The sequence below is a fragment of the Pseudomaricurvus hydrocarbonicus genome, assembly GCF_011602365.1.
Lineage (GTDB): Bacteria > Pseudomonadota > Gammaproteobacteria > Pseudomonadales > Cellvibrionaceae > Pseudomaricurvus > Pseudomaricurvus hydrocarbonicus.
Genome location: NZ_JAAONZ010000004.1, coordinates 19,428 through 42,598 on the forward strand (window position 1 = coordinate 19,428; position 23,171 = coordinate 42,598).

The 23,171-nt window shown below is 51.2% G+C and carries 26 protein-coding genes; 22 read left to right on the top strand and 4 right to left on the bottom strand.

All coding sequences use genetic code 11. The features are described 5' to 3' along the window. Window positions 1-3: 3 nt before the first annotated feature. From G8770_RS06740 to tmk, 10 genes are all read left to right on the top strand, one after another. Window positions 4-540: a YceD family protein gene (locus tag G8770_RS06740; protein WP_167183733.1), complete on the top strand. Its 537-nt coding sequence runs from the start codon at window positions 4-6 to the stop codon at window positions 538-540. 42 nt (window positions 541-582) lie between these two features. Next, window positions 583-765, top strand: a complete 183-nt coding sequence (rpmF, locus tag G8770_RS06745) for a 50S ribosomal protein L32 (RefSeq protein ID WP_167183736.1) — start codon at window positions 583-585, stop codon at window positions 763-765. Between the two features lie 15 nt (window positions 766-780). Continuing rightward, window positions 781-1,773 (top strand): phosphate acyltransferase PlsX, encoded by a 993-nt coding sequence (gene plsX, locus G8770_RS06750; RefSeq protein ID WP_167183739.1) that lies wholly within the window; start codon window positions 781-783, stop codon window positions 1,771-1,773. A gap of 155 nt (window positions 1,774-1,928) precedes the next feature. Next, window positions 1,929-2,879 carry an ACP S-malonyltransferase gene (fabD, locus tag G8770_RS06755; protein WP_167183742.1) on the top strand — a complete coding sequence of 317 codons (951 nt, stop codon included), beginning with the start codon at window positions 1,929-1,931 and terminating at the stop codon, window positions 2,877-2,879. Between the two features lie 238 nt (window positions 2,880-3,117). Beyond that, window positions 3,118-3,861 carry a 3-oxoacyl-ACP reductase FabG gene (gene fabG / locus G8770_RS06760; RefSeq protein ID WP_167183745.1) on the top strand — a complete coding sequence of 248 codons (744 nt, stop codon included), beginning with the start codon at window positions 3,118-3,120 and terminating at the stop codon, window positions 3,859-3,861. A 183-nt stretch (window positions 3,862-4,044) separates the two neighbouring features. Further along, window positions 4,045-4,281 (top strand): acyl carrier protein, encoded by a 237-nt coding sequence (gene acpP / locus G8770_RS06765; RefSeq protein WP_167183748.1) that lies wholly within the window; start codon window positions 4,045-4,047, stop codon window positions 4,279-4,281. Between the two features lie 209 nt (window positions 4,282-4,490). Beyond that, window positions 4,491-5,732, top strand: coding sequence for a beta-ketoacyl-ACP synthase II (gene fabF / locus G8770_RS06770; protein WP_167183751.1), 1,242 nt, complete (start codon window positions 4,491-4,493; stop codon window positions 5,730-5,732). A 41-nt stretch (window positions 5,733-5,773) separates the two neighbouring features. Beyond that, entirely contained in the window at window positions 5,774-6,601 is an 828-nt protein-coding gene (gene pabC / locus G8770_RS06775; RefSeq protein ID WP_167183754.1) for an aminodeoxychorismate lyase, read from the top strand. Next, window positions 6,598-7,635: an endolytic transglycosylase MltG gene (gene mltG / locus G8770_RS06780; protein WP_167183757.1), complete on the top strand. Its 1,038-nt coding sequence runs from the start codon at window positions 6,598-6,600 to the stop codon at window positions 7,633-7,635. Before pabC ends, mltG begins: the two co-directional genes overlap by 4 nt. Window positions 7,636-7,714: 79 nt before the next feature. After that, window positions 7,715-8,383 carry a dTMP kinase gene (gene tmk, locus G8770_RS06785; RefSeq protein ID WP_167184813.1) on the top strand — a complete coding sequence of 223 codons (669 nt, stop codon included), beginning with the start codon at window positions 7,715-7,717 and terminating at the stop codon, window positions 8,381-8,383. A 60-nt stretch (window positions 8,384-8,443) separates the two neighbouring features. Here the strand turns inward: tmk and G8770_RS06790 are convergent, their stop codons facing one another. Then, window positions 8,444-9,097 carry a pseudouridine synthase gene (locus G8770_RS06790; RefSeq protein WP_208022101.1) on the bottom strand — a complete coding sequence of 218 codons (654 nt, stop codon included), beginning with the start codon at window positions 9,095-9,097 and terminating at the stop codon, window positions 8,444-8,446. Window positions 9,098-9,219: 122 nt separating this feature from the next. On the opposite strand from G8770_RS06790, the gene G8770_RS06795 reads away from it, so the two are divergent. The 3 genes from G8770_RS06795 to G8770_RS06805 all read left to right on the top strand — a co-directional run bounded on the left by G8770_RS06795 (window position 9,220) and on the right by G8770_RS06805 (window position 11,649). Next, window positions 9,220-10,335, top strand: coding sequence for a DNA polymerase III subunit delta' (locus G8770_RS06795; protein WP_167183760.1), 1,116 nt, complete (start codon window positions 9,220-9,222; stop codon window positions 10,333-10,335). Between the two features lie 37 nt (window positions 10,336-10,372). Next, window positions 10,373-10,729: a PilZ domain-containing protein gene (locus G8770_RS06800; protein WP_167183763.1), complete on the top strand. Its 357-nt coding sequence runs from the start codon at window positions 10,373-10,375 to the stop codon at window positions 10,727-10,729. A 146-nt stretch (window positions 10,730-10,875) separates the two neighbouring features. Beyond that, window positions 10,876-11,649: a TatD family hydrolase gene (locus G8770_RS06805; RefSeq protein WP_167183766.1), complete on the top strand. Its 774-nt coding sequence runs from the start codon at window positions 10,876-10,878 to the stop codon at window positions 11,647-11,649. Between the two features lie 53 nt (window positions 11,650-11,702). Here G8770_RS06805 and G8770_RS06810 read toward each other — a convergent pair whose 3' ends face one another. Continuing rightward, the gene (locus tag G8770_RS06810; protein ID WP_167183769.1) at window positions 11,703-12,887 is read right to left on the bottom strand and encodes an MJ1255/VC2487 family glycosyltransferase; all 1,185 of its coding nucleotides are present in this window, start codon (window positions 12,885-12,887) and stop codon (window positions 11,703-11,705) included. 166 nt (window positions 12,888-13,053) lie between these two features. Continuing rightward, window positions 13,054-13,575, bottom strand: coding sequence for a phosphatase PAP2 family protein (locus G8770_RS06815; protein WP_167183771.1), 522 nt, complete (start codon window positions 13,573-13,575; stop codon window positions 13,054-13,056). A gap of 264 nt (window positions 13,576-13,839) precedes the next feature. On the opposite strand from G8770_RS06815, the gene G8770_RS06820 reads away from it, so the two are divergent. From G8770_RS06820 to G8770_RS06860, 9 genes are all read left to right on the top strand, one after another. Beyond that, complete coding sequence (locus G8770_RS06820) at window positions 13,840-14,475, top strand: dUTP diphosphatase (RefSeq protein ID WP_243760314.1); 636 nt, start codon at window positions 13,840-13,842, stop codon at window positions 14,473-14,475. Window positions 14,476-14,766: 291 nt separating this feature from the next. Further along, entirely contained in the window at window positions 14,767-15,747 is a 981-nt protein-coding gene (locus tag G8770_RS06825) for a malate dehydrogenase (RefSeq protein WP_167183774.1), read from the top strand. Between the two features lie 343 nt (window positions 15,748-16,090). Next, on the top strand, window positions 16,091-16,597 hold the full coding sequence (locus G8770_RS06830; protein ID WP_167183808.1) for a DUF2244 domain-containing protein: 507 nt from the start codon (window positions 16,091-16,093) through the stop codon (window positions 16,595-16,597). Window positions 16,598-16,730: 133 nt separating this feature from the next. Continuing rightward, window positions 16,731-17,207 (top strand): thioredoxin-dependent thiol peroxidase, encoded by a 477-nt coding sequence (gene bcp / locus G8770_RS06835; protein ID WP_167183811.1) that lies wholly within the window; start codon window positions 16,731-16,733, stop codon window positions 17,205-17,207. Between the two features lie 635 nt (window positions 17,208-17,842). Then, window positions 17,843-18,835 carry a helix-turn-helix domain-containing protein gene (locus tag G8770_RS06840; RefSeq protein ID WP_167183814.1) on the top strand — a complete coding sequence of 331 codons (993 nt, stop codon included), beginning with the start codon at window positions 17,843-17,845 and terminating at the stop codon, window positions 18,833-18,835. Window positions 18,836-18,940: 105 nt separating this feature from the next. Next, entirely contained in the window at window positions 18,941-19,273 is a 333-nt protein-coding gene (gene yajC, locus G8770_RS06845; protein WP_167183817.1) for a preprotein translocase subunit YajC, read from the top strand. Between the two features lie 147 nt (window positions 19,274-19,420). Next, window positions 19,421-20,419, top strand: coding sequence for a 1-aminocyclopropane-1-carboxylate deaminase/D-cysteine desulfhydrase (locus tag G8770_RS06850; RefSeq protein ID WP_167183820.1), 999 nt, complete (start codon window positions 19,421-19,423; stop codon window positions 20,417-20,419). A 76-nt stretch (window positions 20,420-20,495) separates the two neighbouring features. Beyond that, window positions 20,496-21,416 (top strand): 5'-nucleotidase, encoded by a 921-nt coding sequence (locus G8770_RS06855; protein ID WP_167183823.1) that lies wholly within the window; start codon window positions 20,496-20,498, stop codon window positions 21,414-21,416. 191 nt (window positions 21,417-21,607) lie between these two features. Beyond that, the gene (locus G8770_RS06860; protein ID WP_167183826.1) at window positions 21,608-22,111 is read left to right on the top strand and encodes a universal stress protein; all 504 of its coding nucleotides are present in this window, start codon (window positions 21,608-21,610) and stop codon (window positions 22,109-22,111) included. Window positions 22,112-22,270: 159 nt separating this feature from the next. On the opposite strand, the gene G8770_RS06865 is transcribed toward G8770_RS06860, so the two are convergent. Then, complete coding sequence (locus G8770_RS06865; protein WP_167183829.1) at window positions 22,271-23,053, bottom strand: sulfite exporter TauE/SafE family protein; 783 nt, start codon at window positions 23,051-23,053, stop codon at window positions 22,271-22,273. Between the last annotated feature and the right edge of the window lie 118 nt (window positions 23,054-23,171).

Sequence of the window (23,171 nt, forward strand, 5' to 3'; positions counted from 1 at the left end):
CTTATGTCAAGTACCCCCTTAAATACTCAGTTGCCGCGTTATATCGATCCGCGGAAATTTGCCCAGCAAGGGCTTGGTTTGGAAGGCAATATTGCCGTTTCCGAGCTTAGCCGTTTGATGGATGTTTCCCTTAACAATAGCGATGAAGTAAAGGTTGTACTGGAGTTCGGTGTCGATGAAGAGAGACATCGCGTGATTACGGGGCAGGCTAAGTGTGTATTAACCGTAATGTGTCAGCGATGCCTTGGGCCAACTGAAGTTCCTCTGGAAGCCGAGTTAAATCTGGCTATCGTCTGGGATGAAGAGCGGGCCAAGCAATTGCCTAAAGCCTTGGATCCTGTGATTCTGGGGGAGGGGCAGGCGGATATCTACACGATTATCGAAGACGAATTATTGCTGAATCTGCCGATGGTGTCCTACCACGATGAGGACTGTGTTGAGCGGACCAGCTTTGGTGATGACGAGGCTGAAGAGAAGGCCGAATCGTCCAATAACCCGTTTCAAGTGTTGGAGCAATTAAAGGGCTCGCCGAAATCCTGAGGCGCCCCGGTTCCGGCGAACTTTGAGCAATAGGAGTCAATAATGGCCGTTCAAAAAAGTAAGAAAACCCGTTCCAGACGTGGCATGCGCCGCTCACACGACGCTCTGTCCGGACCGACTTTGTCTGTAGATCCTACCAGCGGTGAGAAGCACCTGCGTCACAATGTGACTGCAGACGGTTTCTACAAAGGCCGTAAAGTAGTTGATACCGGTAGCGACGATTAATTCGGATTAATTCGTTTGCCAGCTCAGCTGACTCTTGCAGTTGATCTTATGGGCGGGGACTTAGGTCCCCGTTCTACGTTACCTGCCGCACTAAACTTCGCTCAAGCCAATCCTGAACTGGCCATCATCCTCGTCGGCGAAGCATCCACAGCTCCCTCTTCATTGCCCGATAACGTTCACTTTGTCGTCTCGACACAAGTGGTTAGCATGTCGGATAAACCCGCCTATGCCTTACGCAATAAGCAGGATTCTTCCATGTGGAAAGCCATAGATCTGGTTGCCCGAGGGGAGGCTCAGGCTTGCATCAGTGCCGGCAATACGGGTGCATTGATGGCCATGGGCAAGTACCTTCTAAAAACCTTTCCTGGCATAGATCGGCCGGCCATATGCAAGGCAGTTCCTACGGCTAAGGGGGCCAGTTATGTGCTCGATCTGGGGGCGAACGTCGATTGCACCTCCGAGCAATTGGTCCAGTTTGCGTTGATGGGCAGTGTCCTGGCGGAAACGGCCGGTGTCAGCTCACCATCTGTGGGTTTGCTGAATATAGGCTCGGAAGATATCAAGGGAAATGAGCAGATTCGTCTGGCTTCGGCGTTGCTTGAGTCAAATGACCACTTGAATTACGTTGGCTACATTGAGGGGGATGGGATCTTCACGGGCGCGGCAGATGTGGTGGTTTGTGATGGTTTTGTGGGCAATGTGGCGTTGAAAGTGAGCGAAGGGGTGGCCCGTTTGCTGGCCTCGTATTTGCGGGAATTGCTGGAGGGTGGCTTTTGGAATCGACTGGTTGGCCAGATTGCCCGTCCTTTGTTGCTAAAATGGCATACCAAATTTGACCCTGCCCGTTATAATGGCGCGAGCTTCCTTGGTTTACAGGGGGTGGTGGTTAAAAGCCACGGCTCGGTTGATGCAAAGGGGTTCGAGTGTGCTCTGGCGGTGGCCAAAGAGCAGGCGGCGGGAGATATACCGAATAAAATCAATCATCAAATAGCCGATTGTCTCCATTAATCTGAGGAGTTTACGGCTGGGTTGGTGTGAGATGACTCTGAATGAGCTTGCTTCAAAGGGGCAGGTTTGTCACAAAATAAAGAATAAGGTGCGTCGATTGGTTTCTCGCGCATTACAATGGAATTTTAAAATTTATGTCAATTGAGGCTTCTAGTATGGTTTCTACTGTGAATGAACAGCTTGCATTTGTTTTTCCTGGGCAGGGCTCGCAGAAAGTAGGAATGTTGGCTGAGTTGGCGGAGCAGTTTCCTGTCATTGAAGAAACGTTTTCACAAGCCTCGGCTGTCCTGGGCTATGACCTGTGGCAACTGGTGCAAAATGGTCCGCAAGAAGAGCTGAATCTCACCGAGCGGACTCAGCCAATGCTGCTGACCGCCAGTGTGGCTCTGTATCGCGTTTGGTCTGACAAAGGCGGCCAGCAGCCCGTTTTGATGGCCGGACACAGTCTGGGTGAGTGGTCCGCACTGGTGTGTTCCGGGGTTGTGGCGTTTGAGGACGCGGTTAAGCTGGTGCAGCTGCGCGGTAAATATATGCAGCAAGCCGTTCCGGCGGGTGTGGGGGCGATGGCGGCCATTATTGGTTTGGACGACGAGGCTATTAATGCGGCGTGTGCCGCTGCAGCCGGTGACGAGGTGGTGGCTGCGGTAAACTTTAACTCGCCCGGCCAGGTGGTTATTGCGGGTCATGCCGCGGCGGTTGAACGCGCCATTGAAGGCTGTAAAGAGGCGGGCGCCAAGCGAGCCCTGCCCCTGCCGGTGAGCGCTCCATTCCATACGTCCTTGATGCAGCCGGCTGCCGATAATCTGGCCGACCAGATCCTGGCAACGACTTTTTCAGAGCCGACGGTACCGGTTGTGCATAACGTGAATGCGAAAACCGAGACGGATCCGGAAAAAATTAAGACTTTAATGATTGAGCAGATTTACACGCCGGTACTATGGGTAGATTGCACCCTGGCTTTGGTTAAGGCGGGTGTAACGCAGGTTGTTGAGTGTGGTCCTGGCAAGGTATTGTCGGGCTTGTGTCGTCGTATCGATAAGGGATTGTCCGCATTTTCGACGGAAACCCCGGCTGATCTGGACAAAGCTTTGGCTGAGTTGTCGTAAATAGGCTAAGTTGTTCGAGGGCGTTCATCGAATACGCTGGTTTGTTATTTTAAGCTGTTGTGCGCTGGCGGTGACATTGCTGGGTAGAGACGGTTGATTTATAAATGACTGTCCTGTGCTTAAGAGCTGCTATTGTGCTGTGACGTCTGGGACAGACAGAAAGGGTGCTGCACGAGTTGGCATCGCTGATATGGGTAGATCTTGCCTCGGTAAGTATGATTGAAGGAATGAATTGTCTATGAGTGTTAATGGTAAGGTCGCTTTGGTAACAGGTGCCAGTCGTGGAATTGGCGCTGCGATTGCAGATCATCTGGGCGCAGAAGGTGCTGTTGTTGTGGGCACGGCAACCAGTGAATCTGGTGCGGAAAAAATCACAGCTCGCTTTGCCGAAAAAGGCATCAAGGGCGTTGGCAAGGTTCTGGATGTGGCGGATGCTGATTCTGTGGCCACCTTGTTGAAAGAGGTGCAGGCGGATTTTGGGGCGCCGGCGATTCTGGTTAACAATGCGGGAATTACAAAAGATAACCTCCTGATGCGCATGAGCGATGATGAGTGGTTTGACGTGATCAACACCAATCTCAGTGCGATCTATCGTTTAAGCAAGGGCTGTCTGCGCGGCATGATGAAGGCTCGCTGGGGGCGCATCATCAATATCAGTTCTGTGGTTGGCTCCATGGGAAATGCCGGCCAGTCTAACTATGCCGCAACCAAAGCGGGTGTTGCCGGTTTTGCTCGAGCCCTGGCCAAAGAGGTTGGCTCTCGCGGCATTACGGTGAATACCGTGGCGCCTGGCTTTATTGATACGGACATGACGAAAGAGTTGTCTGAAGAGCAAAAAGAGTTGATGCTGTCACAGATTGCCCTTGGGCGATTGGGGCAGCCGGAAGAGATTGCTGCGGTAGTGGGCTTTCTGGCAAGCGACGCCGGGGGCTATATTACGGGTGATACGCTGCACGTAAATGGCGGCATGTATATGGCGTAACTCTTTGTTTTTGCGAACATTTTCTCGTATTAACAAAGATTTTTAAGCGGATGCGTTACAACGTGGGAAATTCGATGTAGAATGCCCCTTTAAGTTGTTTGTCCAAATTATTAGGGTTGTCTCCTGTTTGGGGAGCAATTCAAACTGCGAACTATTTATTTCAATTAGGAGTTGAAAATCACTATGAGCAGCATTGAAGAGCGCGTAAAAAAGATCGTTGCAGAGCAACTGGGCGTTAAAGAAGAAGAAGTAAAAAACGAAGCCTCTTTCGTTGAAGATCTGGGCGCTGACTCTCTGGATACTGTAGAGCTGGTTATGGCTCTGGAAGAAGAATTCGAAACTGAAATTCCTGACGAAGAAGCTGAAAAGATCACTACCGTTCAGCTGGCTATTGATTACGTAAACTCTAACCTGGGTTAATCCCCTGTTAGCGGCTGATCGTAAAGCCAATCGTTTCAAACAGGTTTGAAACGTTTCAAGAAAGCCGTTCTATTGCAAGATAGTGCGGCTTTTCTGTGTTTGCCCTATAAAAATTGATTAAAATTTCTTGGTGTTTCAGGGTGATGATCAGCACCCATGCTCAGTGAAAATATTTCATTGAGGTTGTCCGAGAATCGTAAGGAGGCTGTGTGTCGCGTCGTAGAGTAGTTGTAACGGGTCTTGGAATGGTAACGCCACTGGGTAATGATGTGGCCTCTACCTGGAAAGGCATTCTCGAGGGTCGCAGTGGTGCTACCCCCATTCAAGCCTTCGATGTATCGGCTTTTACAACCCGGTTCAGTGCCCCGGTTAAAGATTTTACGGTTGAACCTTATTTGCCGGTCAAAGACGCACGGAAAATGGATCCATTTATTCAGTATGGAATGGTCGCCGGCATTCAGGCATTTGAAGATTCAGGTCTTGAAATCACCGAAGAGAATGCCTGTCGCATCGGCGCTGCTATAGGTGCAGGTATTGGCGGCATTGGTTCTATTGAAGACGGCACACACATTATTGATACCAAGGGGCCTCGAAGAATTTCTCCGTTTTTTGTACCAGGTGCCATTATTAACATGATTTCTGGCAACCTGAGCATAAAGTACGGCCTAAAGGGGCCGAACATCTCTGTCGTTACGGCATGTACCACCGGTACGCATAATATCGGCCTGGCGGCACGGATGATCCAGTATGGCGAAGCGGATGCCATGGTCGCCGGCGGTGCTGAAATGGCCTGTACCCCAGTGGGGCTGGGAGGCTTCGCAGCCGCCCGCGCGCTGTCTACCCGCAACGAGGATCCCCAGGCGGCCAGCCGGCCGTGGGACAAGGATCGTGATGGTTTTGTGCTTGGCGACGGTGCCGGTGTGGTGGTGCTCGAAGAGTATGAAATGGCTAAAGCCCGCGGCGCAAAAATTTATGCCGAGTTGATTGGGTTTGGCATGAGTGGTGACGCCTACCACATGACGTCACCACCCGAGAATGGTGAGGGCGCAGCTCAATCTATGCAGAACGCGATTAACGATGCCAAAATCGACGTGGCCGACATTAACTACATCAATGCTCACGGTACCTCGACGCCTGCTGGCGATGTTGCAGAATGTAAAGCGGTGAAAACCGTGATGGGCTCATCGGCCGGTGAAGTGGCCGTCAGCTCCACTAAATCGATGATTGGGCATTTGCTGGGTGCTGCGGGCAGTGTTGAGGCGATATTCAGTATATTGTCGATCCGCGATCAGGTCGCGCCCCCCACGATTAACCTGGATAATCCCGATGAAGGGTGTGATCTCAACTTTGTGCCTCACATTGCGCAAGAACGTAAAATTGAAGCCGCATTGAGCAATTCATTTGGTTTCGGCGGCACCAATGGTTCTTTGCTGTTCCGCAAATTACCTTAATCAGTCATGACGCCGGGGGCAGGGCCCTGGCGTCGCTAAGCATGACGGTTATTTCTGTTAACGGGCAGCTTGGCCCGTCAGTTTCTGCCCTTGATCGCGGTCTGGCCTTTGGTGATGGCGTGTTCGAATCCATGCGCCTGCTCAAGGGGCAGCTTCCGCTGTGGTCTTATCATCGCTCGCGTCTGGTGGAGGGGTGTCAGCGCTTAAGTATCCCGGTTGATATAACATCGGTGGAAAACTGGGTGCAAAAATTAATTTCAGATGCGGCCGCTGAAAAAGCCGAGGGCGTCCTCAAAATAATCGTCACTCGGGGTGCCGGTGGTCGGGGCTACGGTATTGATCCAACGCTGGTGCCGACGGTTGTCTGTAGTTTGCATCCGCCTCCACCGGCCTTGTCCCGGCAGCCTGTCAATTTACATTTGTGTCAGCAGCGTTTATCCATCAACCCCGTATTGGCAGAAATCAAACACCTCAATCGCCTCGAAAACATCTTGTTAAAGGCAGAATGCCAGAAGGCCGGTTTTGAGGACGGATTAGTGATGGATGCTGATGAGCGGGTCGTTGAAACCACCAGCAGTAATGTGTTCTTGGAACGCGATGGCCAGCTCTATACTCCAAGCCTGAAAAATTGTGGTGTTGATGGGGTGATGCGCCGTTTCATCATCAACGAGCTTTTGCCGGTGTTGAACATTAATGTCGAGATTGCCGCTATTGATTTAACGAGCTTGCCGACGTTTAACTCGGTATTTGTTTGCAACAGCGTTCGCGGCATTGTTGAAGTGTCAAAAATAGGTGATGTCATTTTTTCACCTGGTGAGGTTATTGATCAACTTCAACGGGTACTGTCAGAGAGTCGATTTGGTTCATGATACGCAAGGTGTTTCTGTCTCAATGGTTTCGATTGTTACTGGCCTGTGTGCTGGCTATAACATTGTCAGCAGGTCTGTATTTGTGGAAGTGGTTGCATACTCCCACTGAAGTGCCAGCTGAATACCGAACCTATGAGTTAAAAGCGGGTGATTCATTGCATCGGGTGATTTACCATTTTTACCGGCAGCAGAGCTTTACGTTTCCGCGAATATTGATTCTCTATGCAAAGCTTACTGAAACCACCAATGTTAAATTGGGGGAGTATGAACTTCCAGATCAAATCTCACCGGTAGAATTATTGCACCTGTTCCATGCTGGCAAGGTTAAACAGCGAACTTTGACGTTGGTGGAGGGTATTACTTTTGCAGACGCAGTGCGGGAAATAAGTGGTCAACAACACATTCAAACGGTGCTGGCCGATCACAGTGCGGACACGTTAAAAACGCGTCTGGGTATTGATCATACGACTCCGGAAGGCTGGCTGTTTCCGGACACCTATGTGTATTCCAAGCACACCAGCGACTGGGATTTGATACAGCAAGCCTATCGCCGAATGCGGGATGTTCTGGAGGCCGAGTGGCAGGACCGGGCAAGCGATTTACCCTACAAGAACGCCTATGAAGCATTGATCATGGCCTCTATAGTTGAAAAAGAGACCGGTGCGCCTCATGAGCGAGCAGAAATAGCGGGGGTATTTGTCCGTCGGTTGCAGCGAGGCATGCGATTGCAAACAGATCCGACGGTTATTTATGGTATGGGTGATCAATACCAGGGAAAGATTCGCCGTAAAAACCTCAGAGAACCGACCCCATACAATACCTATATGATTAACGGGTTGCCGCCAACGCCCATCGCACTGCCAGGACGGGAAGCCATTCATGCGGCGTTACACCCAGCCGAGGGTAAGACTTTATTTTTTGTTGCCAAGGGGGATGGAACTCACCAGTTTTCGGTGACATTGGCCGAACACGAAGCCGCGGTAAAAAAATACCAATTACAACGCTCATCTAATTACCGTTCTACGTTACAGTAATTCATTGAGTGATTAACTTGATGCCGACTTCAGGCTGAAACAGGAATTCAACGTGTCGATTAAAAACACTGACAATACGCTGGTATCTGACGGGCATGGAGCTTCACTTCAGTCTGGCAAGTCCAGCCAGCCAGGAAAATTCATCACGCTTGAGGGCACTGAAGGGGTTGGTAAAACCACAAACCTGGAATTTATTCAGTCCTACCTGAGAGCGAAAGGGGTTCCCCTGTGCGTGACTCGGGAGCCGGGTGGTACGCCTTTGGCGGAACAAGTGCGTGAATTGTTACTGGCTAAGCGCGATGAAACCGTTGATGAAACCGCTGAACTGCTGTTGATCTTTGCAGCCCGTGCGCAGCATTTGAACCAGGTTATCCAGCCCGCGCTGGCCCGAGGCGAATGGGTTTTGTCAGACCGTTTTACTGACGCAACCTACGCCTACCAGGGGGCTGGTCGGGGGTTGTCTTGTGAGGTGATCGCGACACTGGAACAGTTGGTGCAGGGTGAGCTGCGCCCGGACCTGACGATCGTGCTTGATATTGATGTTGCGACCGGCCTGGCGCGTGCAAGTCAGCGTGCGGCACTGGACCGTTTTGAACTGGAAGCCGTTGAGTTTTTTGAAGCGGTTAGGCAGGGTTATCAGGCGCGCGTAACGGCTAACCCTGACCGTTATCGGGTCGTCGATGCCGGGCAGGATTTAAGCGCAGTGCAGAGTGATTTAAAGCTGGTGCTCGATCAGTTGCTGCCTTAACTGAGGGAGTGGGAATGCCTTTTGGGTGTTGCGAAGCGACGAGGATTGGTTAGCGCATCGTCAAAAATCCGGTTGGGAGACTATTTCCAGGGTTTCCCCGGTAAAGGGGTGATCGAAGCGTAGCCGGGTCGCGTGCAACAGCAGTCTTGAGGACGCAGATCGAGCGCGGTCATCGGCATAAAATTCATCCCCCAGAATGGGGTGTTTTATAGCCTGCATGTGGACCCGTAGCTGATGGGAGCGGCCGGTTACCGGTTTCAGCTGCACGCGGGTCCGGCTTAACGCTGGCGTCTTTATATCTTCCGGGACTGCCTGCCTGGAGAGTACCTCAAAGTCGGTATGAGCGCTTTTACCGTGTTCCTCGCAAACTTTCTGCTTAGGCCGGTTTGGCCAGTCACAGATCAGCGGCAGAGTGACGCTGCCTCGGTCCTGAGCGACCAGGCCGCTGACCACTGCGGTGTATTCCTTCTGAATATGGCGCTGCTCAAACAGCCGACTTAAGCGCTGAAGCGCTGCCAGGCTTTGCGCGATAATGACCAAGCCGGACGTTGCCATATCAAGGCGATGGACAATGCGACTGTTGGGGTGCTCGGTCAGCAGTCGGTTTATCAGGCAGTCCTGCTTATCGGGGCCTCGGCCCGGCACGGTCAGCAGCCCAGCAGGCTTATTGGCTATCAACAGGTGGTCGTCGTGATGAAGGATATCGATGGCCAATGTAAGTCCCTTGAATGATGTGTGTGGTGGTGGGCGTTAGGTGTGAATGAGACCGTTAAATTATCGCAAAAGACCCCTCATGTTGTTAAGCTTTACGCTCTGAATTTTTAGCTAAATAGCCCATGGTCACTGAAACTGAAGTAATCCGAGAAAGCTTGGCAATCCCTTATGCGTGGCAAATGCAACCGTGGGAAAGGCTGTGCCTGCAAAATGGTGATCAAAAATTGCCCCATGCCTTGATGTTTAACGGACAGCGAGGGATAGGCAAGCTGCACTTTGCCAGGGCGCTGGCGGTGTTTATGTTGTGCCTGTCCCCGGTGAACCGGGTTGCCTGTGGGCGCTGTAAGGGCTGTGAACTCAATCTTGCCGGGACGCACCCTGATCTTTTTGTGCTGAGGCCTGACGAGGGCAGCAAAGTGATCAAAATTGATCAGGTGCGGCGATTGACGGAGTTTTTCTCCAAGACGTCACAGCAGGGTGGTAAAAAGGTCGCCATTATCGAGCCTGTTGAGGGACTTAATGTCAATGCGGCCAATGCTCTGTTAAAAAGCCTGGAAGAGCCTTCTGGTGACAGTTCGTTGCTGTTGATCTCTCATGTGCCAAGTCAGGTCATGGCGACCATTAGAAGTCGGTGTCAGCAGCTGAGCTTCCCCATTCCCAACGTGAAAGACAGCCTCGCCTGGTTAACCCCTTTGGCGGTGGGGCGCGATGCAGCCTATTTGCTGGATTGTGCCGGTGGCGCGCCTTTAGCCGCCCTGGGTCTGTTGAAAGGGGATGAGTTGGAACAGCGTCAAGCGCTTGCCGACGGGCTTTTGGCTCTCGCCGAAGGTCTCAATTCAGCTCTGGATGTGGCGGCTGACTTTCAGCGAGGAGAACCGTTGCCTTTGATTGAGGCTATTATGCAATGGTTGCAGTTGGGGTTGAAGCAGCAGCAAGCCGGGCAGCAGTATGACGGTCAGTCGTTAGCGGCCAGTTCTCAACAGCTGGCCGACACCGCTAAGCAGCCGGATAAGTCGTTGAAAGAGATTCAATTGATCGCGATCATTGCTGCAGTGCCGCACCAGATTCTTTTTCGCTTTTGGGACAAGGTGGTTGTGATTAAGCGTCAGTTGCTGAGCAGTGCCAACCCGAACAAACAGCTGGTACTGGAAGAGCTGATGATGGACTGGCAGGCGCTGACGAAACAGTCGGTTAAAATCTCTCAAAGTAGACAGCAGATGATGAATGGATTACTTTAAGCGCAGAATCACAGCGCGGGTTAATGAGTGAGATACTATGCAAGGATTTGGTGGCGGCGGCACGCGTAACGGTATTTTGTCTTTGACTATCAAAGATAAAGCCGTGTTATACGCAGCTTATATGCCGTTTGTTCAAAATGGTGGGTTATTCATTCCTACCAACAAAAGCTACAGCTTGGGCGATGAAGTGTTCATGCTGCTCAATTTAATGGACGAGCCGGAAAAAATTCCTGTGGCGGGAAAGGTGGTCTGGGTGACACCAAAAGGGGCACAAGGCAATCGCGCTGCCGGTGTCGGTGTACAGTTCAGTGATCAGGACGATACCGCAGCAAAGAAAATTGAAACCTACCTGGCGGGTTCTCTTGAATCGGATCGCCCCACCCACACCATGTAACTGTCGCGACGGGTAAGCCTATTGAAAAGCCAGGGAGACCTGGCTTTTTTCGTCAGCAATGTCGGTGATCCGGGGGCTGTAGTTAAGGTACAGTTAAGCTGCAGTTAAGCCGTAGTTAAAAAGTTAAAAGAAGTAACGAGGTTAGTATGCTAGTTGATTCACATTGCCACCTGGACCGTTTGAAACTGGATAAATACGACGGTGACTTAAATGCGGCGTTGCAGGCGGCCCGTGAACGCGGTGTCGGTAAAATGTTGTGTGTGGGCATTAGTCTCGATAATCGCCAGGCGGTGACGGCTCTGGCAGAAGCGCATACAGATGTTGTTGCTTCGGTGGGGGTTCATCCCCTTGATGTGGACGCTGGTTTGGCGACTGAAGCGCAATTGGTGGAGTGGGGCAAGCACCCCAAGGTCGTGGCGATTGGTGAAACGGGCCTCGATTACTATTACAGCGACGACAGTAAAGACATACAGCAACAGAGTTTTGCCACTCATCTGCGTGCGGCGGGGACTGCCGGGTTACCGGTCATTGTTCATACTCGGGATGCCCGTGAAGACACGCTCAACCTGATTCGTGAACATGGTAATGATGAGAGCGCCGGTGTGCTGCACTGCTTTACGGAAAGCTGGGAAATGGCCTCCGCAGCGATGGACTTGAATTATTACATTTCCCTGTCGGGCATTGTTACGTTTAAAAATGCCGAAGAGCTTCGTGAGGTCGCCAGAAAAATGCCTCTGGATCGACTGTTGGTGGAGACCGATTCGCCTTACCTGGCGCCAATTCCCTATCGCGGCAAACCTAATGAGCCGGCTTTTGTGCGCGAGGTTGCGGCTTTTGTCGCAGACCTGAAAGGCATCAGTTATGAGAAACTGTGTGAAATTACCGGTGAGAACTTTCATCGTTTATTTCGCAAAGCTTAAACATCACGTCTGAGCGCCGCGGATAATTTACCCCCCCCCCTCCCCCTCAACAGTCAACAGCTGTGGGGTGTTAAGCCGTTACCTGGGGTTGCCCCGAGTTTGATTTCGCTTTCCATTGAGACGTTTTCCGGGCCGACTTGATGATGACCCGTGACGCTTGACTGACTCCACAGTCGTTGCGACAGGCTCTCAATGGGCTCGCGCTGAGGGGTGGTTAGCCACTCAACAATGGCTTTTGCCACATCGGGGTAACGACAGGCCGGTTTTGCTGGGCTGTTGAGCCACTCTCGGATCTTTATTTCAGACAACTGCTCCATGCTACTGCCCAGCTCCAGTGTCTCCAGAGCCAAAGCGTTGGAAAGCTGCTCCATTTGGCCTTGCAACGGCTTGACCAATACCCGTTTGCCCAGGGAAAGTGCTTCACTGGTGAGTTCAAAACCCGCGTTGCATATCACCCCGCTGGACTGATGCAGGTCCCTCTTGAACCCCGTCACGCTTAATGGGCGCAGAGACACGTTCCCCTGCTCGCTAGCTGCAGAAAACTCACCGTAGTAGACAAAGTGCGCGTGTGTCATTTTTTGCAGTAGGGGAATGACTTGTGCCGGTGCTTCAAAGCCCAGGTAGACTAATATGCTTTGGGGGCGCTGCCCGTGAGATGGTTGCTCAGGTTCTTGTGTGACGACGGCGCCGTTGAAACCCGCATCGGGCCGGTCACTATTCTCAACGGGCAGGTCGACAATAGGCGGCAGAATGGGTTGATCAAAGTGGTGCCAATGCAGCCCCAGTTGCTGCTGACCCGGTGCAAAGTGTTTGATAATCGCCTTCGATAACCAGGAAGCTCCGGCAACTGGCACGGCGTGCTGAAACGCATATTGGTGTCCCAGCGTGATGCAGGGCCTGCCCTGGAGCTTTGCCGCCCAGGCGGTGACTGGCTCAAAGTCGCAGATCACCAGATCGTAAGCGCTCAAATCCAGTTGGCGGATATCGCGAAACAGCTGCAGAAAATTATTGCGTCTCGCGGTTTCGATGGGGCGAATCTTGCCTTGGTGGGTGGCGAAGCTGAGACCATCAAGGCACTGCCAGTCTCCAAAAATATTCATGTCAAAGTAGTCGGCACGGGGACGGCCGGAAAACAGATAATCCACGTCAACGTGGGATGCGCGTAAATGTTTGGCCATGGCGCGTGCGCGACTGATGTGGCCATTACCGGTCCCTTGAACACCATAAAATAATTTCATATTGCTCCTAATGGTTCCTTCATTGCCCTGAGTCTGAGGGCTGGGTCTTATGCAGGTGGAACGGTTGCAGGTTGAACTTAAATCGTTTGAGTGTTTCTCGGATGAACCTATGTCGTATAAACCTAGGTCGTATAAATCTAGGTCGTATAAACCTAGGCCGTATGCACTACGGTGTCCCAAAAAGGCACAGCGTCATCACCGCGATGCTCAATCCCAGCAGCGCGCCAGCGACTGTGTCGGTGGGAAAATGGACCCCCAGTAAGACACGGGACGTGCCCACGGCGCAGGCCCAGGGGTAGAGCACCCAGCCTAGCGTCGGCATCAGCTGGTAGAGCAGGGTGGCGGCCAGAAATGCCGCCGACGTGTGCCCCGATGGGAAGCTGAACTGATCACTGGGCTGTACGACACTTTTGAAGCCGGGAATTGCCTGTGGCGGGCGGTTGCGGCGAAAGTGTGATTTCAGTACAAAGTAGAGGCTCCGCTCTGCCACAAAGGCGGCCAGCATCAACGTCAGCATCGGGTAGTTCTGGAGGATTAGCAGCAGCAGTGCGGCAATACCGTAGAGGTGACCGTCAGCGGTTTTGGATACCCAGCGACTGACTTGAGTCAGCTGTCGAAGATGGCGACGCCGCAGACACCAGTCAAAGGTAAGCAAGTCATAATGATGCAGGTTCTGTAATAATTTCATGAGCGGTTGCCCCATGTGTCAGAGTTCATGACTTTAATGCAGGTTGTTATGGGTTTGTCGCTGTGGCTTTTCCGGTTCAGCGAAGCCCGCGCTGTTCTTTTCGGATATTTCATCATATGAAGCAGGTTATGTAGCCCTTGTGACAGGCAGATGAGGTTATGGTGACAGTTTCGTGTCAATGTCAGGTGATTACGGGCTGTGGTGACGCGGGGATGTTTGCTAATATGGGGCCTTGAGATTGCCATACGATGCATTGGGGGACGAATGCCGCAACAAGCCATACAACAACAACTGAAAACCATGCTGGAACTGCAGGACAGTATGAACACCAAGGTCAACGCCGAGTGGCGAAACCAGAACTTTGCCTGGTATCGCGCTATCTGGATCGAGTGTGGTGAACTGCTGGATCATTACGGCTGGAAATGGTGGAAAAAGCAGACTGCCGATGTCGAACAGGTTCAGTTGGAGCTGATTGATATCTGGCATTTCGGTTTGAGTATTTTGCTGCAATCGGGTCAGTCACTGGACTCCATCACCGCAACGGTGGAGCGCGAGTTGGTTATCGCCACCGATGAAACCGACTTTCGTCAGGATCTCGAGCGGTTTGCCGCCGACGTGTTGACCCGCAAAAGCTTTTCAGTGGCAGAATTTGGCCGCTTATTGGCTGGAATGAACATGGATTTTGATATGTTGTTCAAGGGCTATGTGGGTAAAAATGTACTGAACTTCTTCCGCCAGGATCATGGCTACCAGGACGGCTCCTACGTCAAAATCTGGAATGGCAAGGAAGACAACGAGCACCTTGTTGAAGCATCCATGTTGCTGGACGCCTCCAGCGAGAGCTTCAAAACAGAACTCTATGACGCGCTGAGTGAGAGATACCAGGCGGTCACGGCCTAGTGGCCCGCGGATTGGCCGAGTTTAAACGTGGGGCAGCGGTGTGCCTCACGGCGTTCTGAGCTGCACTCGTGTGGGGCATGAATATTCACGTGCCACACGGATAGCTCGGGAGATTGCCGGCTTTCTTGTCTTTTGGCATCAAGATCCCGGGTTTTAGTCAAGGTGCCAACGGCCAAGGGCACAGTTTTTGGTGCATTTTTCTGTTGAATCCCTATAATGGCCCACCGCCAGATGGGTGTTTTTCAACGCCTATCCCCACTTTCTTAAATAGAGCGTAAACGGAGATTTATTGTGAAAGCACCCGTACGTGTTGTCGTGACTGGCGCCGCCGGTCAAATCAGCTACTCCTTGTTATTCCGCATTGCAGCCGGTGAAATGCTGGGCAAAGATCAGCCTGTCATCCTTCAAATGCTGGAAATTACTCCTGCCCTGAACGCTCTGAAAGGCGTTGCTATGGAGCTGGACGACTGTGCATTCCCTCTGCTGGCGGGTATGGTTTGTACTGACGATGCTAACGTTGCTTTTAAAGATGCGGATTACGCATTGTTGGTTGGTGCGCGTCCGCGTGGACCGGGTATGGAGCGTAAAGATCTGCTGGCCGCCAACGCTGCGATCTTCTCTGTACAGGGTAAAGCGATCAACGATCACGCTTCCCGCGACATCAAGGTTCTGGTTGTGGGTAACCCTGCCAACACCAACGCTCTGATTGCCCAGCGCAATGCCCCAGACATCAACCCCCGTCAATTTACTGCCATGACTCGTCTGGACCACAACCGTGCCATGACTCAGCTGGCTCAGAAGACTGGCAAAACCATCAACGATGTGAAGAAACTGACCATCTGGGGCAACCACTCTTCCACTCAGTACCCAGACATTCACCAGACTCTGGTTGACGGTACTGACGCCATCAGCTTGATCGATCAGGCCTGGTACGAAGGTGACTTTATTCCAACCGTACAGCAACGCGGTGCGGCTATTATCGAAGCTCGTGGCGCCTCTTCAGCGGCTTCTGCTGCTAACGCCGCTATCTTCCACATGCGCGACTGGGCACTCGGAACTGAAGCGGGTGACTGGGTTTCCATGGGTGTGTACAGCGATGGCAGCTACGGCATTCAGGAAGGCCTGATCTACTCTTTCCCTTGCGTGTGTAAAGACGGCGACTGGGAAGTTGTTCAGGGTGTTGAAATCAACGAGTTCTCTCGTGAGAAGATGACAGCCACTGAAACAGAGCTGGCTGAAGAGCGTGATGCGGTAGCAGACTTGCTGCCTTAATTCGCTTTAACCTGTGCCGGTATCTGTCTGTAGGGTATTTTGAAGGCAGGCAGCCTCCGGCAGGGCAAAAAATGGCAGTCAATCGATTGCCAGTAAAAAAGCGCGGATGTCCGCGCTTTTTTTATGTCTGCAGGTTTTGAGTTTTGATCCGCTTGAGGGCGATCGGGCTATTTTAAATACTGTTTTAAGTATGGCTCTTAATATTCAGATTTAGTGCAGCAGTGGCCTGGTTGCGCTGCTAGCATTAAATTGTCGTGCAAGTGGACACTACAAAAAAGAGGTAAGACAGGGGAGGGGCAGGTCTTACTGACCGTCAGGCAAGCAGTCTGGAGCTCGAACAGCTATGGTCAAGATACAGCGAGACTTGGGCGATAACACGTCAGTGGTATTGGAGCCTAACCATTCTTTATCCAGTGAGGCGCAGGTTTTTCTGTTGCTGGGGGTGTTTGTTCCGGCGGCATTGGCCAGCGTGTTGTTTTTTGCCTTAGGGGCCTGGCTGGTAATCCCCTTCATACTGCTGGAAATGCTGATTCTGGGCGGAATGCTGTATTTGGTCCGGTTACGCTGTGCCAGCCGTGAGGAGCTGTTAATTACGAGGCATTATGTTGCGGTGAGAAAGCGTCTTGGCTCCGTGTCCCGTTTTTGGAGTTTTGATCGTTCCCATCTGTCGCTGTTGCTGGGTAGGGATGAAACAGACACCTTGCATCATGTCACCCTGTGTGGAGACGGAGGCCTGGTGGAAGTCGGGGATTTTCTCAGCGTCGAAGATTTGCAGCTGCTCCTGGGGCAGTTGAATCAGCAGGGGTTAAGAGTGAAAGCCCAAATAGAGTGGGGATATTTGAGCTGTTGAATATTTGATCTGGTGGTGCCGGTTCCCTCTCTGTGCGGGCACGACTGGCGGTCTATTGAGTCTATCCGTGGCCATGAGGTTGCTGAGGCATATATAATTTAGTCTCAGAAATTGCATAAAGGAATACATCTCCATGGCTTACCCCAAAATCGGAAATCTCGCACCGGCCTTCACGCTTAAAGATCAAAACGATAACACGGTTAGTCTCAAAGACTTCAAGGGTGAGAAGAATGTCGTCCTGTATTTTTACCCCAAAGCCATGACACCCGGCTGTACAGTACAGGCTTGCGGATTGCGTGACAGCAAAAAGGAACTGGATAAACACGATGTAGTGGTTTTGGGGGTGAGCCCGGACCCTGTTGCCCGCCTGCCCAAATTTATTGAGAAGCAAGATCTGAACTTTACTCTTTTGTCGGATGAGGATCACGCCATTGCGGACAAGTACGGGTGTTGGGGAATGAAGAAGTTTATGGGTAAGGAGTTTATGGGGCTCATCCGCACGACTTACATCATCGGTAAGGACGGTCGGCTGAAGTGCATCATGGATAAGTTCAAAACCAAATCCCATCACGATGACGTCATCGCCAAGCTCGACGAGTTAGGTCTGTAGTATTTAGTTTCTCTAGATAGGAGCCACTCGCAGGCGGTGGCTCCTGTTGGCGAAACACTGTTGTTCGAGATATACGTTGTGCCCCGAACGGCAGCCTGAGACGCAACCAGGGACGGGTACAGTCAGCGTCTGGACTCAGCTGTCGACCTGGCGGCGCCTCACCATTAACACTCCCGCTTTCATCTTTCATCTTTCATTGTTCCGCTGGCCTGCCTGAGTGATTGGGCTTGGCCGGGCAGACGCTCCGTGCTCATCACATCGGAAATGCGGTGGGTTATCCGCTGCTAAGGTCTCTCTTGGAAAGCCCTTGAGCTGGCTAAAACGCGATCATTTCGGGTGTTTCTGGGTCATACTTCCGTCCAGTGTACAAACTGTGATCTGTTTATAAAATCTAATGATTTGAATCATCTAATATTAATAATTTCTGGCACTATGGAGTTTTGGTTAACAACATTGAAGTATTGTCACTAAAAACAACCTTTTGGCGCGTATCAGGCTGGTTAATTGTCCGTATAAGGAATAGTTTGACCCCCCAACTGACGACCCTCAGATAAGAAATTATCAGACGATTGACTGAAAATGAGGGCGTTATCTAATTTTCAGGTCATTAAAGCTATCAAGGTCGTTCAAACACTATGGTAGAACAAAAGGAACTGCTCGTTTCTGCATCAAAAGCTGCCTTAGAGGGCAACTCACCGCTGTCAAATGACCTGGTGGCTAACAACCTCCAGACAATGGATGGCCGTTTGCGGTGCTTACTCGCTTTATTGACGGATTATTACGAAGGTTTTCTTCCGCATTCTGAGGCTTATCTGAATGCGGGCCGACTGATGTTTCAAGCGGATGAGGCGCTTTTGCTTCGTTTACGCTTTTTGCAGGATGATGCTGTTGTGGAGGCACACAGCGGCACAAAATTATCTGAGCTAGACGCCATAGGAAAGGATAGCCCTTGGTGCAGCTTGGCTGTAGAGCAAAAAAGGACCATTTTTACCGACAATTCTTGTGTGAACTCTGATGCCGTGTCCTATACTGATTTAGTCGTTCGGGGATATCTCAGTTCACCAGTGTTTGTCGCTGGTCAGCTCTACGGAGTGCTTTGTTTTCTGAAGGGCGAATCCAATCAAACTGGCTTTACAGATGAAGACATCGAAACTATTGAATTAATGGCAAAAGGAGTGGCCAAGATGATAGAGCTTCAGAGAGTTCAACCTATCGATCCTGAAAAGCTGCGTGCGGGCTTTGGTGCTGATGGCGTAAGGACATTTGAAGAATATGTACAACAGGCGCGTTTGCCGGAAGTTTACGGTGTGCCTGGACGTGTTGTAGAAGTGCTGCAAAAGCGCATAGGGAAGTGCTCGTTATCCATTGATTTTATTGCTGAAGAGATGAATCTCTCCAAAAGGACGCTGCAACGTCGGCTACAGCAACAGCGAATCAGTTTTGCTCAGTTACGTGATCAGGTGCGCTTTCACCACTCCATCACCTATCTGGTAGAGCAAAACATGAGCATTGACAGCATCTCGGCTTCTTTGGATTTTTCCGACAGAACCAGTTTTACCAATGCTTTCAAGCGCTGGACAGGGCTGTCGCCCAGTACTTTTCGAAAATTATTTCGCGATTATGCTTAAGAGGGGATATTGCCCCTCATTTTCTTCATTGTTGATTGCCTGAGAATGGCAAAGACGGTAGAGTTTCAGGCTTTAAAATCTACTGTGTAGCAACGAGGAATATAGATGGAATTTTTCATCCCCGCCGCGATGGCGCAAGCTCAGGCTCCAGCCCCACAGGGTAATCCGATGATTACCCTGGTTATGTTTGGTGGCCTGTTCATTTTCATGTACTTTTTTATGATTCGTCCGCAGCGGAAACGTCAAAAAGAGCACCAGGAACTGGTGACAGCGCTGGGTAAAGGGGATGAAGTGGTGATGAACAGCGGAATGCTGGGTAAAATTACCAAGGTCGATGAAAACTACATGGTTATCGAAACCGGCAATAATGTTGAGCTGAAGTTTCAGAAATCCGCTGTCCATGCGGTATTGCCGAAAGGCACCATAAAATCTATCTGATAAGTGAAATCGATCCGTTCCAGTGCGGTCATTTCGTTTGAGAGATGAATAAAAAGGCAGCCAGAGGCTGCCTTTTTTGTGCTTGTTTGCTTTATGATTCAGTCAGTACCTTAACGTTACAGTCTCACACTCCTGGCAGATATTTTCATGTTTACGTTCCCCAAGCGCCTGAATCTTGCTTTAACACCCACCCCGTTACAGTATTTAACCAGAGTTTCTGCTGAGTTGGGGGTCAACCTTTGGGTTAAGCGAGATGACCTGACCGGCAGTACCTTGAGTGGCAATAAAGTTCGCAAGCTGGAATTTGTGTTAGCAGAAGCTATCGAGCAAGGTTGTAACAGCATCGTAACTTGCGGTGGCCTGCAGTCCAACCATTGCCGAGCTACGGCGTTATTGGGGGCCCAGCTTGGGCTAAAAGTGGCCCTGGTGTTACGCGGTGAAGAGGCGGGGGCGGCCGATGGGAATTTATTGCTCGATCATTTAGCCGGTGCCGACATTCAGATGTACCCGGTCAGGGAGTATCGTGATTCATTGGGGCAATTACTGAATCGTGCGGCAGATAAACTTAAGCAACAAGGCTGCCAGCCTTTTGTCATACCCACCGGAGCCAGTGATGGCATAGGTATTTGGGGGTACATTGCCGCCGCCAGGGAGCTGGAAGCCGACTTTAGCCAGCACCGTATCGTACCCAGTCACATAGTATCAGCGACCGGGTCTGGGGGGACTCAGGCCGGACTGACCCTGGGTGCCCATCTTTTGGGCTGGTCCACCAAAGTGTTGGGCATGGCGGTGTGCGATGATGAGGCTTATTTTAAGGCGAAAGTTCGTTCCGATATGCGTGACTGGTATGATCGATATCAGCATATGCTGAGCGATTCGGTTGATGTGGAGCAGTGCCGTATTCATGTCAATGATCATTACATCGGGCCAGGTTACGCGAAAGCTGAACACGACGTTTTTGAAACCATTGCGTGGCTGGCTAGAACGGAAGGGTTGGTACTTGATCCGGTGTATACCGGTAAAGCTTTTCACGGTCTGGTAGAAGAGATAAAAAAAGGGGCGATGGCGGGTGCCACAGACATCGTCTTTGTCCATACCGGGGGGATTTTTGGGGTTTTCCCTCAACGGGACCAATTCGATTTTTAGCGTGAGAGTCCGATTCGGTCAATCGTGTTGCAACCGACCATAACCGCAGGAAACTGACAACTAAGGCGACGTACCTATGAGCCATGCGAACGGCAGAAAACTGGTGATAGCGATCTCCTCCAGAGCATTATTCGACCTCGGCGACAGTCATGAAGTGTTCGAAGCAGAGGGGCTTGAGGCTTATTCCCGTTATCAGATTGATCATGAAAACGATGTGCTGACACCCGGCGATGCTTTTTTTGTCGTGCAGAAATTATTGCATCTCAATGATCAGCTGGAGGGGGAGCCCAGGGTTGAAGTTATCCTGCTGTCACGCAACAGTGCGGACACCGGGCTGCGAGTTTTTAATTCCATTGAGCATTACGGCTTAAAAATTTCGAGGGCGGCGTTTTGTGGCGGCGAGAGCCCATACCGGTATGTCTCAGCGTTTGGCTGTCACCTCTTTCTCTCGACAGATGCCGATGATGTGAAGCACGCTCTGGATCATGGTATTGCAGCGGCAACATTAATGGCTTCCAAAACCCGTTCCGATCACGGCGATCAATTGAGATTTGCGTTTGATGGCGATGCGGTTTTGTTTTCCGATGAATCGGAGCGTGTTTTCAAACAGCATGGGCTCGATGCGTTTACGGAAAAAGAAAAGGCCGATGCCCGCAAGCCGCTGTCCGGCGGGCCTTTTAAAGAGTTTCTTGCGGCGCTGCAAAGCCTCCAGAAAGAATTTGCCCACGACCTTGTTCCGCCAATCAGAACCGCTTTGGTGACTGCGCGTTCAGCACCTGCCCACGAGCGGGTAATACGCACGTTGCGGGCATGGGATATCCGCATCGATGAGTCTTTATTCCTGGGGGGCATGGACAAGGGGAAATTCTTAAAAGCCTATGGGGCTGATGTTTTCTTTGATGATCAAAAGAGTCACTGCGATTCTGCCCGAGGGCATGTGGCTACTGGCCATGTGCCCCACGGCATTGCGAATGAGTTTATCCCGGAGGATACATAATGTGCCAGATGGCAAAACAGCGTTACCTCTGAATTTTAACCTCTTCGTCTTAAATATTTCATTAATAGATTATTTTGCTCTACTGCCTTCCTGCAACCTACACAGTGCTATTCTTCATGTTAAGAATGTTTAACACATAAGACGTATTTATGAACTATGCGGGTTCGTTTTGGGGGCCAGGTACTGGGAGAATGATTCGAAAGATAGTCTTCGCGACAGATCTTGGGCCGTTTGCAGGGCACGCCTTAGAGCACGCCCTGGATTTGGCTGCCAATATCAAATCGAAAGTTACTGTTGTTCATGCCGTTGAACCGCTTAGTAGTTACGCCCAAGCCATGGTGTCAGCCTACGCTGAGCTGGAAGCCCTGGACCCTCACGGTAGTGTGCTGAAGTCTATTAAACATCAGATCCTGACGTCCCTCGCCAGCGAGCGCTCCGACCTGAAGCCCGGTTATGACTGGATAGAAGATGTTGTTGTGGAGCAGGGCAAGCCTGCCGAGGTGATTCTGTCGCAGGCGCAGCGGTTAAATGCTGACCTGATCGTGATGGGCAGCCACGGGCCAGAGTCGATGGGCAAAAATGTGATCGGTTCTGTCACTTCTCGAGTTTTGCAGCTCTCCAAAGTCCCGGTTTTCATGGTGCCTATGATCAGCCCCAGCAATTGGTGTCGTGTGGCATCAGAAGTCGTTCGTTGATACCGTTATTGGGTCATTTACCAGCTTGAAGCCCTTTTTTTCCCCACAGGTCCGCCTCCGTTAACACCTTTCAACCCTTGGTTAACACCTTCCAGCCCTCTGGTTAACACTTTCCAAACCCTGTTAGTCCCTCTCGGGATGGTTTAGCCCCAAACCGTCTTAGAAAAGAGCAAATTTGACCCCCAGCCCCATCAAAATGAAGGCCAGTATGGGTTGAAGTACATGGTTGGGAAGTCGGGAGCCGATTTTCGTTCCGAGACTGACTGCCGGTAAAGAGCCTATCAACAGGCAGCCAAGCAGCATGAAATCAACATTTCCCAAAAATATCATATGACCAACACCGCCGACCAGTGTGAGTGGGACTGCGTGGGCTATGTCGGTGCCGACGATGTGTCTGGCTTGTAATGCCGGGTAGAGCACCAGCAGAATGGCGGTGCCGATAGCCCCTGCACCGACGGAACTCAGGGTGACGAAGACCCCCAGGAAGATGCCCATGACAAATGTCAGGGGTTTTGAGTTCAGCTGCAGCCACTTTTTCTCATGAGGGCTGGCCTTGGGCTGAATTCTGGATTTAAACAGCAGCACCGCGGAGGTCAGTAGCAACATCACTCCCAGGCTGGAGGTCAGGATCTGCTTGTATTCATCCGCATTGGCAAACACGGATTTGAGCAGCAGGGTGGTTGCTATGGCTGCAGGAATACTGCCGGCCGCCAGCGTCCTGACGATGGACCAGTTGATGTGGCCTTGGCGCTGGTGAGAAATGACCCCTCCGGCTTTGGTGACGGAGGCATACAGCAGATCGGTACCAATCGCCACATGGTAGGGAAAGCCGAACAGGATCAGCAGGGGAGTCATCAGAGACCCCCCGCCAACGCCGGTAATGCCGACTGCCAGCCCTACAGCAGCGCCAGCCAAGATATAAAGTAAGATCAAGATATCCATCAATATATAGACTATGGTTATGTATAAGGTGGCTGGCTATAAGTAATTGCTAAAAATAGGTTGGCAAATATATCCATTTCTTACTATTCTGGAAAAGAATATTTTTTTATATTTTTAT

What these genes read in the sequence shown, in the direction of transcription:
- rpmF (WP_167183736.1), top strand. Translation starts at nt 583, where the DNA reads ATGGCCGTTCAAAAAAGTAAGAAAACCCGTTCCAGACGTGGCATGCGC.
- G8770_RS06830 (WP_167183808.1), top strand. Translation starts at nt 16,091, where the DNA reads ATGGTCAAGATACAGCGAGACTTGGGCGATAACACGTCAGTGGTATTG.
- G8770_RS06840 (WP_167183814.1), top strand. Translation starts at nt 17,843, where the DNA reads ATGGTAGAACAAAAGGAACTGCTCGTTTCTGCATCAAAAGCTGCCTTA.
- acpP (WP_167183748.1), top strand. Translation starts at nt 4,045, where the DNA reads ATGAGCAGCATTGAAGAGCGCGTAAAAAAGATCGTTGCAGAGCAACTG.
- G8770_RS06850 (WP_167183820.1), top strand. Translation starts at nt 19,421, where the DNA reads ATGTTTACGTTCCCCAAGCGCCTGAATCTTGCTTTAACACCCACCCCG.
- G8770_RS06805 (WP_167183766.1), top strand. Translation starts at nt 10,876, where the DNA reads ATGCTAGTTGATTCACATTGCCACCTGGACCGTTTGAAACTGGATAAA.
- fabD (WP_167183742.1), top strand. Translation starts at nt 1,929, where the DNA reads ATGGTTTCTACTGTGAATGAACAGCTTGCATTTGTTTTTCCTGGGCAG.
- G8770_RS06855 (WP_167183823.1), top strand. Translation starts at nt 20,496, where the DNA reads ATGAGCCATGCGAACGGCAGAAAACTGGTGATAGCGATCTCCTCCAGA.
- G8770_RS06865 (WP_167183829.1), bottom strand. Translation starts at nt 23,053, where the DNA reads ATGGATATCTTGATCTTACTTTATATCTTGGCTGGCGCTGCTGTAGGG.
- fabG (WP_167183745.1), top strand. Translation starts at nt 3,118, where the DNA reads ATGAGTGTTAATGGTAAGGTCGCTTTGGTAACAGGTGCCAGTCGTGGA.
- G8770_RS06860 (WP_167183826.1), top strand. Translation starts at nt 21,608, where the DNA reads ATGATTCGAAAGATAGTCTTCGCGACAGATCTTGGGCCGTTTGCAGGG.
- pabC (WP_167183754.1), top strand. Translation starts at nt 5,774, where the DNA reads ATGACGGTTATTTCTGTTAACGGGCAGCTTGGCCCGTCAGTTTCTGCC.
- bcp (WP_167183811.1), top strand. Translation starts at nt 16,731, where the DNA reads ATGGCTTACCCCAAAATCGGAAATCTCGCACCGGCCTTCACGCTTAAA.
- G8770_RS06815 (WP_167183771.1), bottom strand. Translation starts at nt 13,575, where the DNA reads ATGAAATTATTACAGAACCTGCATCATTATGACTTGCTTACCTTTGAC.
- G8770_RS06800 (WP_167183763.1), top strand. Translation starts at nt 10,373, where the DNA reads ATGCAAGGATTTGGTGGCGGCGGCACGCGTAACGGTATTTTGTCTTTG.
- yajC (WP_167183817.1), top strand. Translation starts at nt 18,941, where the DNA reads ATGGAATTTTTCATCCCCGCCGCGATGGCGCAAGCTCAGGCTCCAGCC.
- G8770_RS06795 (WP_167183760.1), top strand. Translation starts at nt 9,220, where the DNA reads ATGGTCACTGAAACTGAAGTAATCCGAGAAAGCTTGGCAATCCCTTAT.
- G8770_RS06810 (WP_167183769.1), bottom strand. Translation starts at nt 12,887, where the DNA reads ATGAAATTATTTTATGGTGTTCAAGGGACCGGTAATGGCCACATCAGT.
- mltG (WP_167183757.1), top strand. Translation starts at nt 6,598, where the DNA reads ATGATACGCAAGGTGTTTCTGTCTCAATGGTTTCGATTGTTACTGGCC.
- G8770_RS06820 (WP_243760314.1), top strand. Translation starts at nt 13,840, where the DNA reads ATGCCGCAACAAGCCATACAACAACAACTGAAAACCATGCTGGAACTG.
- G8770_RS06740 (WP_167183733.1), top strand. Translation starts at nt 4, where the DNA reads ATGTCAAGTACCCCCTTAAATACTCAGTTGCCGCGTTATATCGATCCG.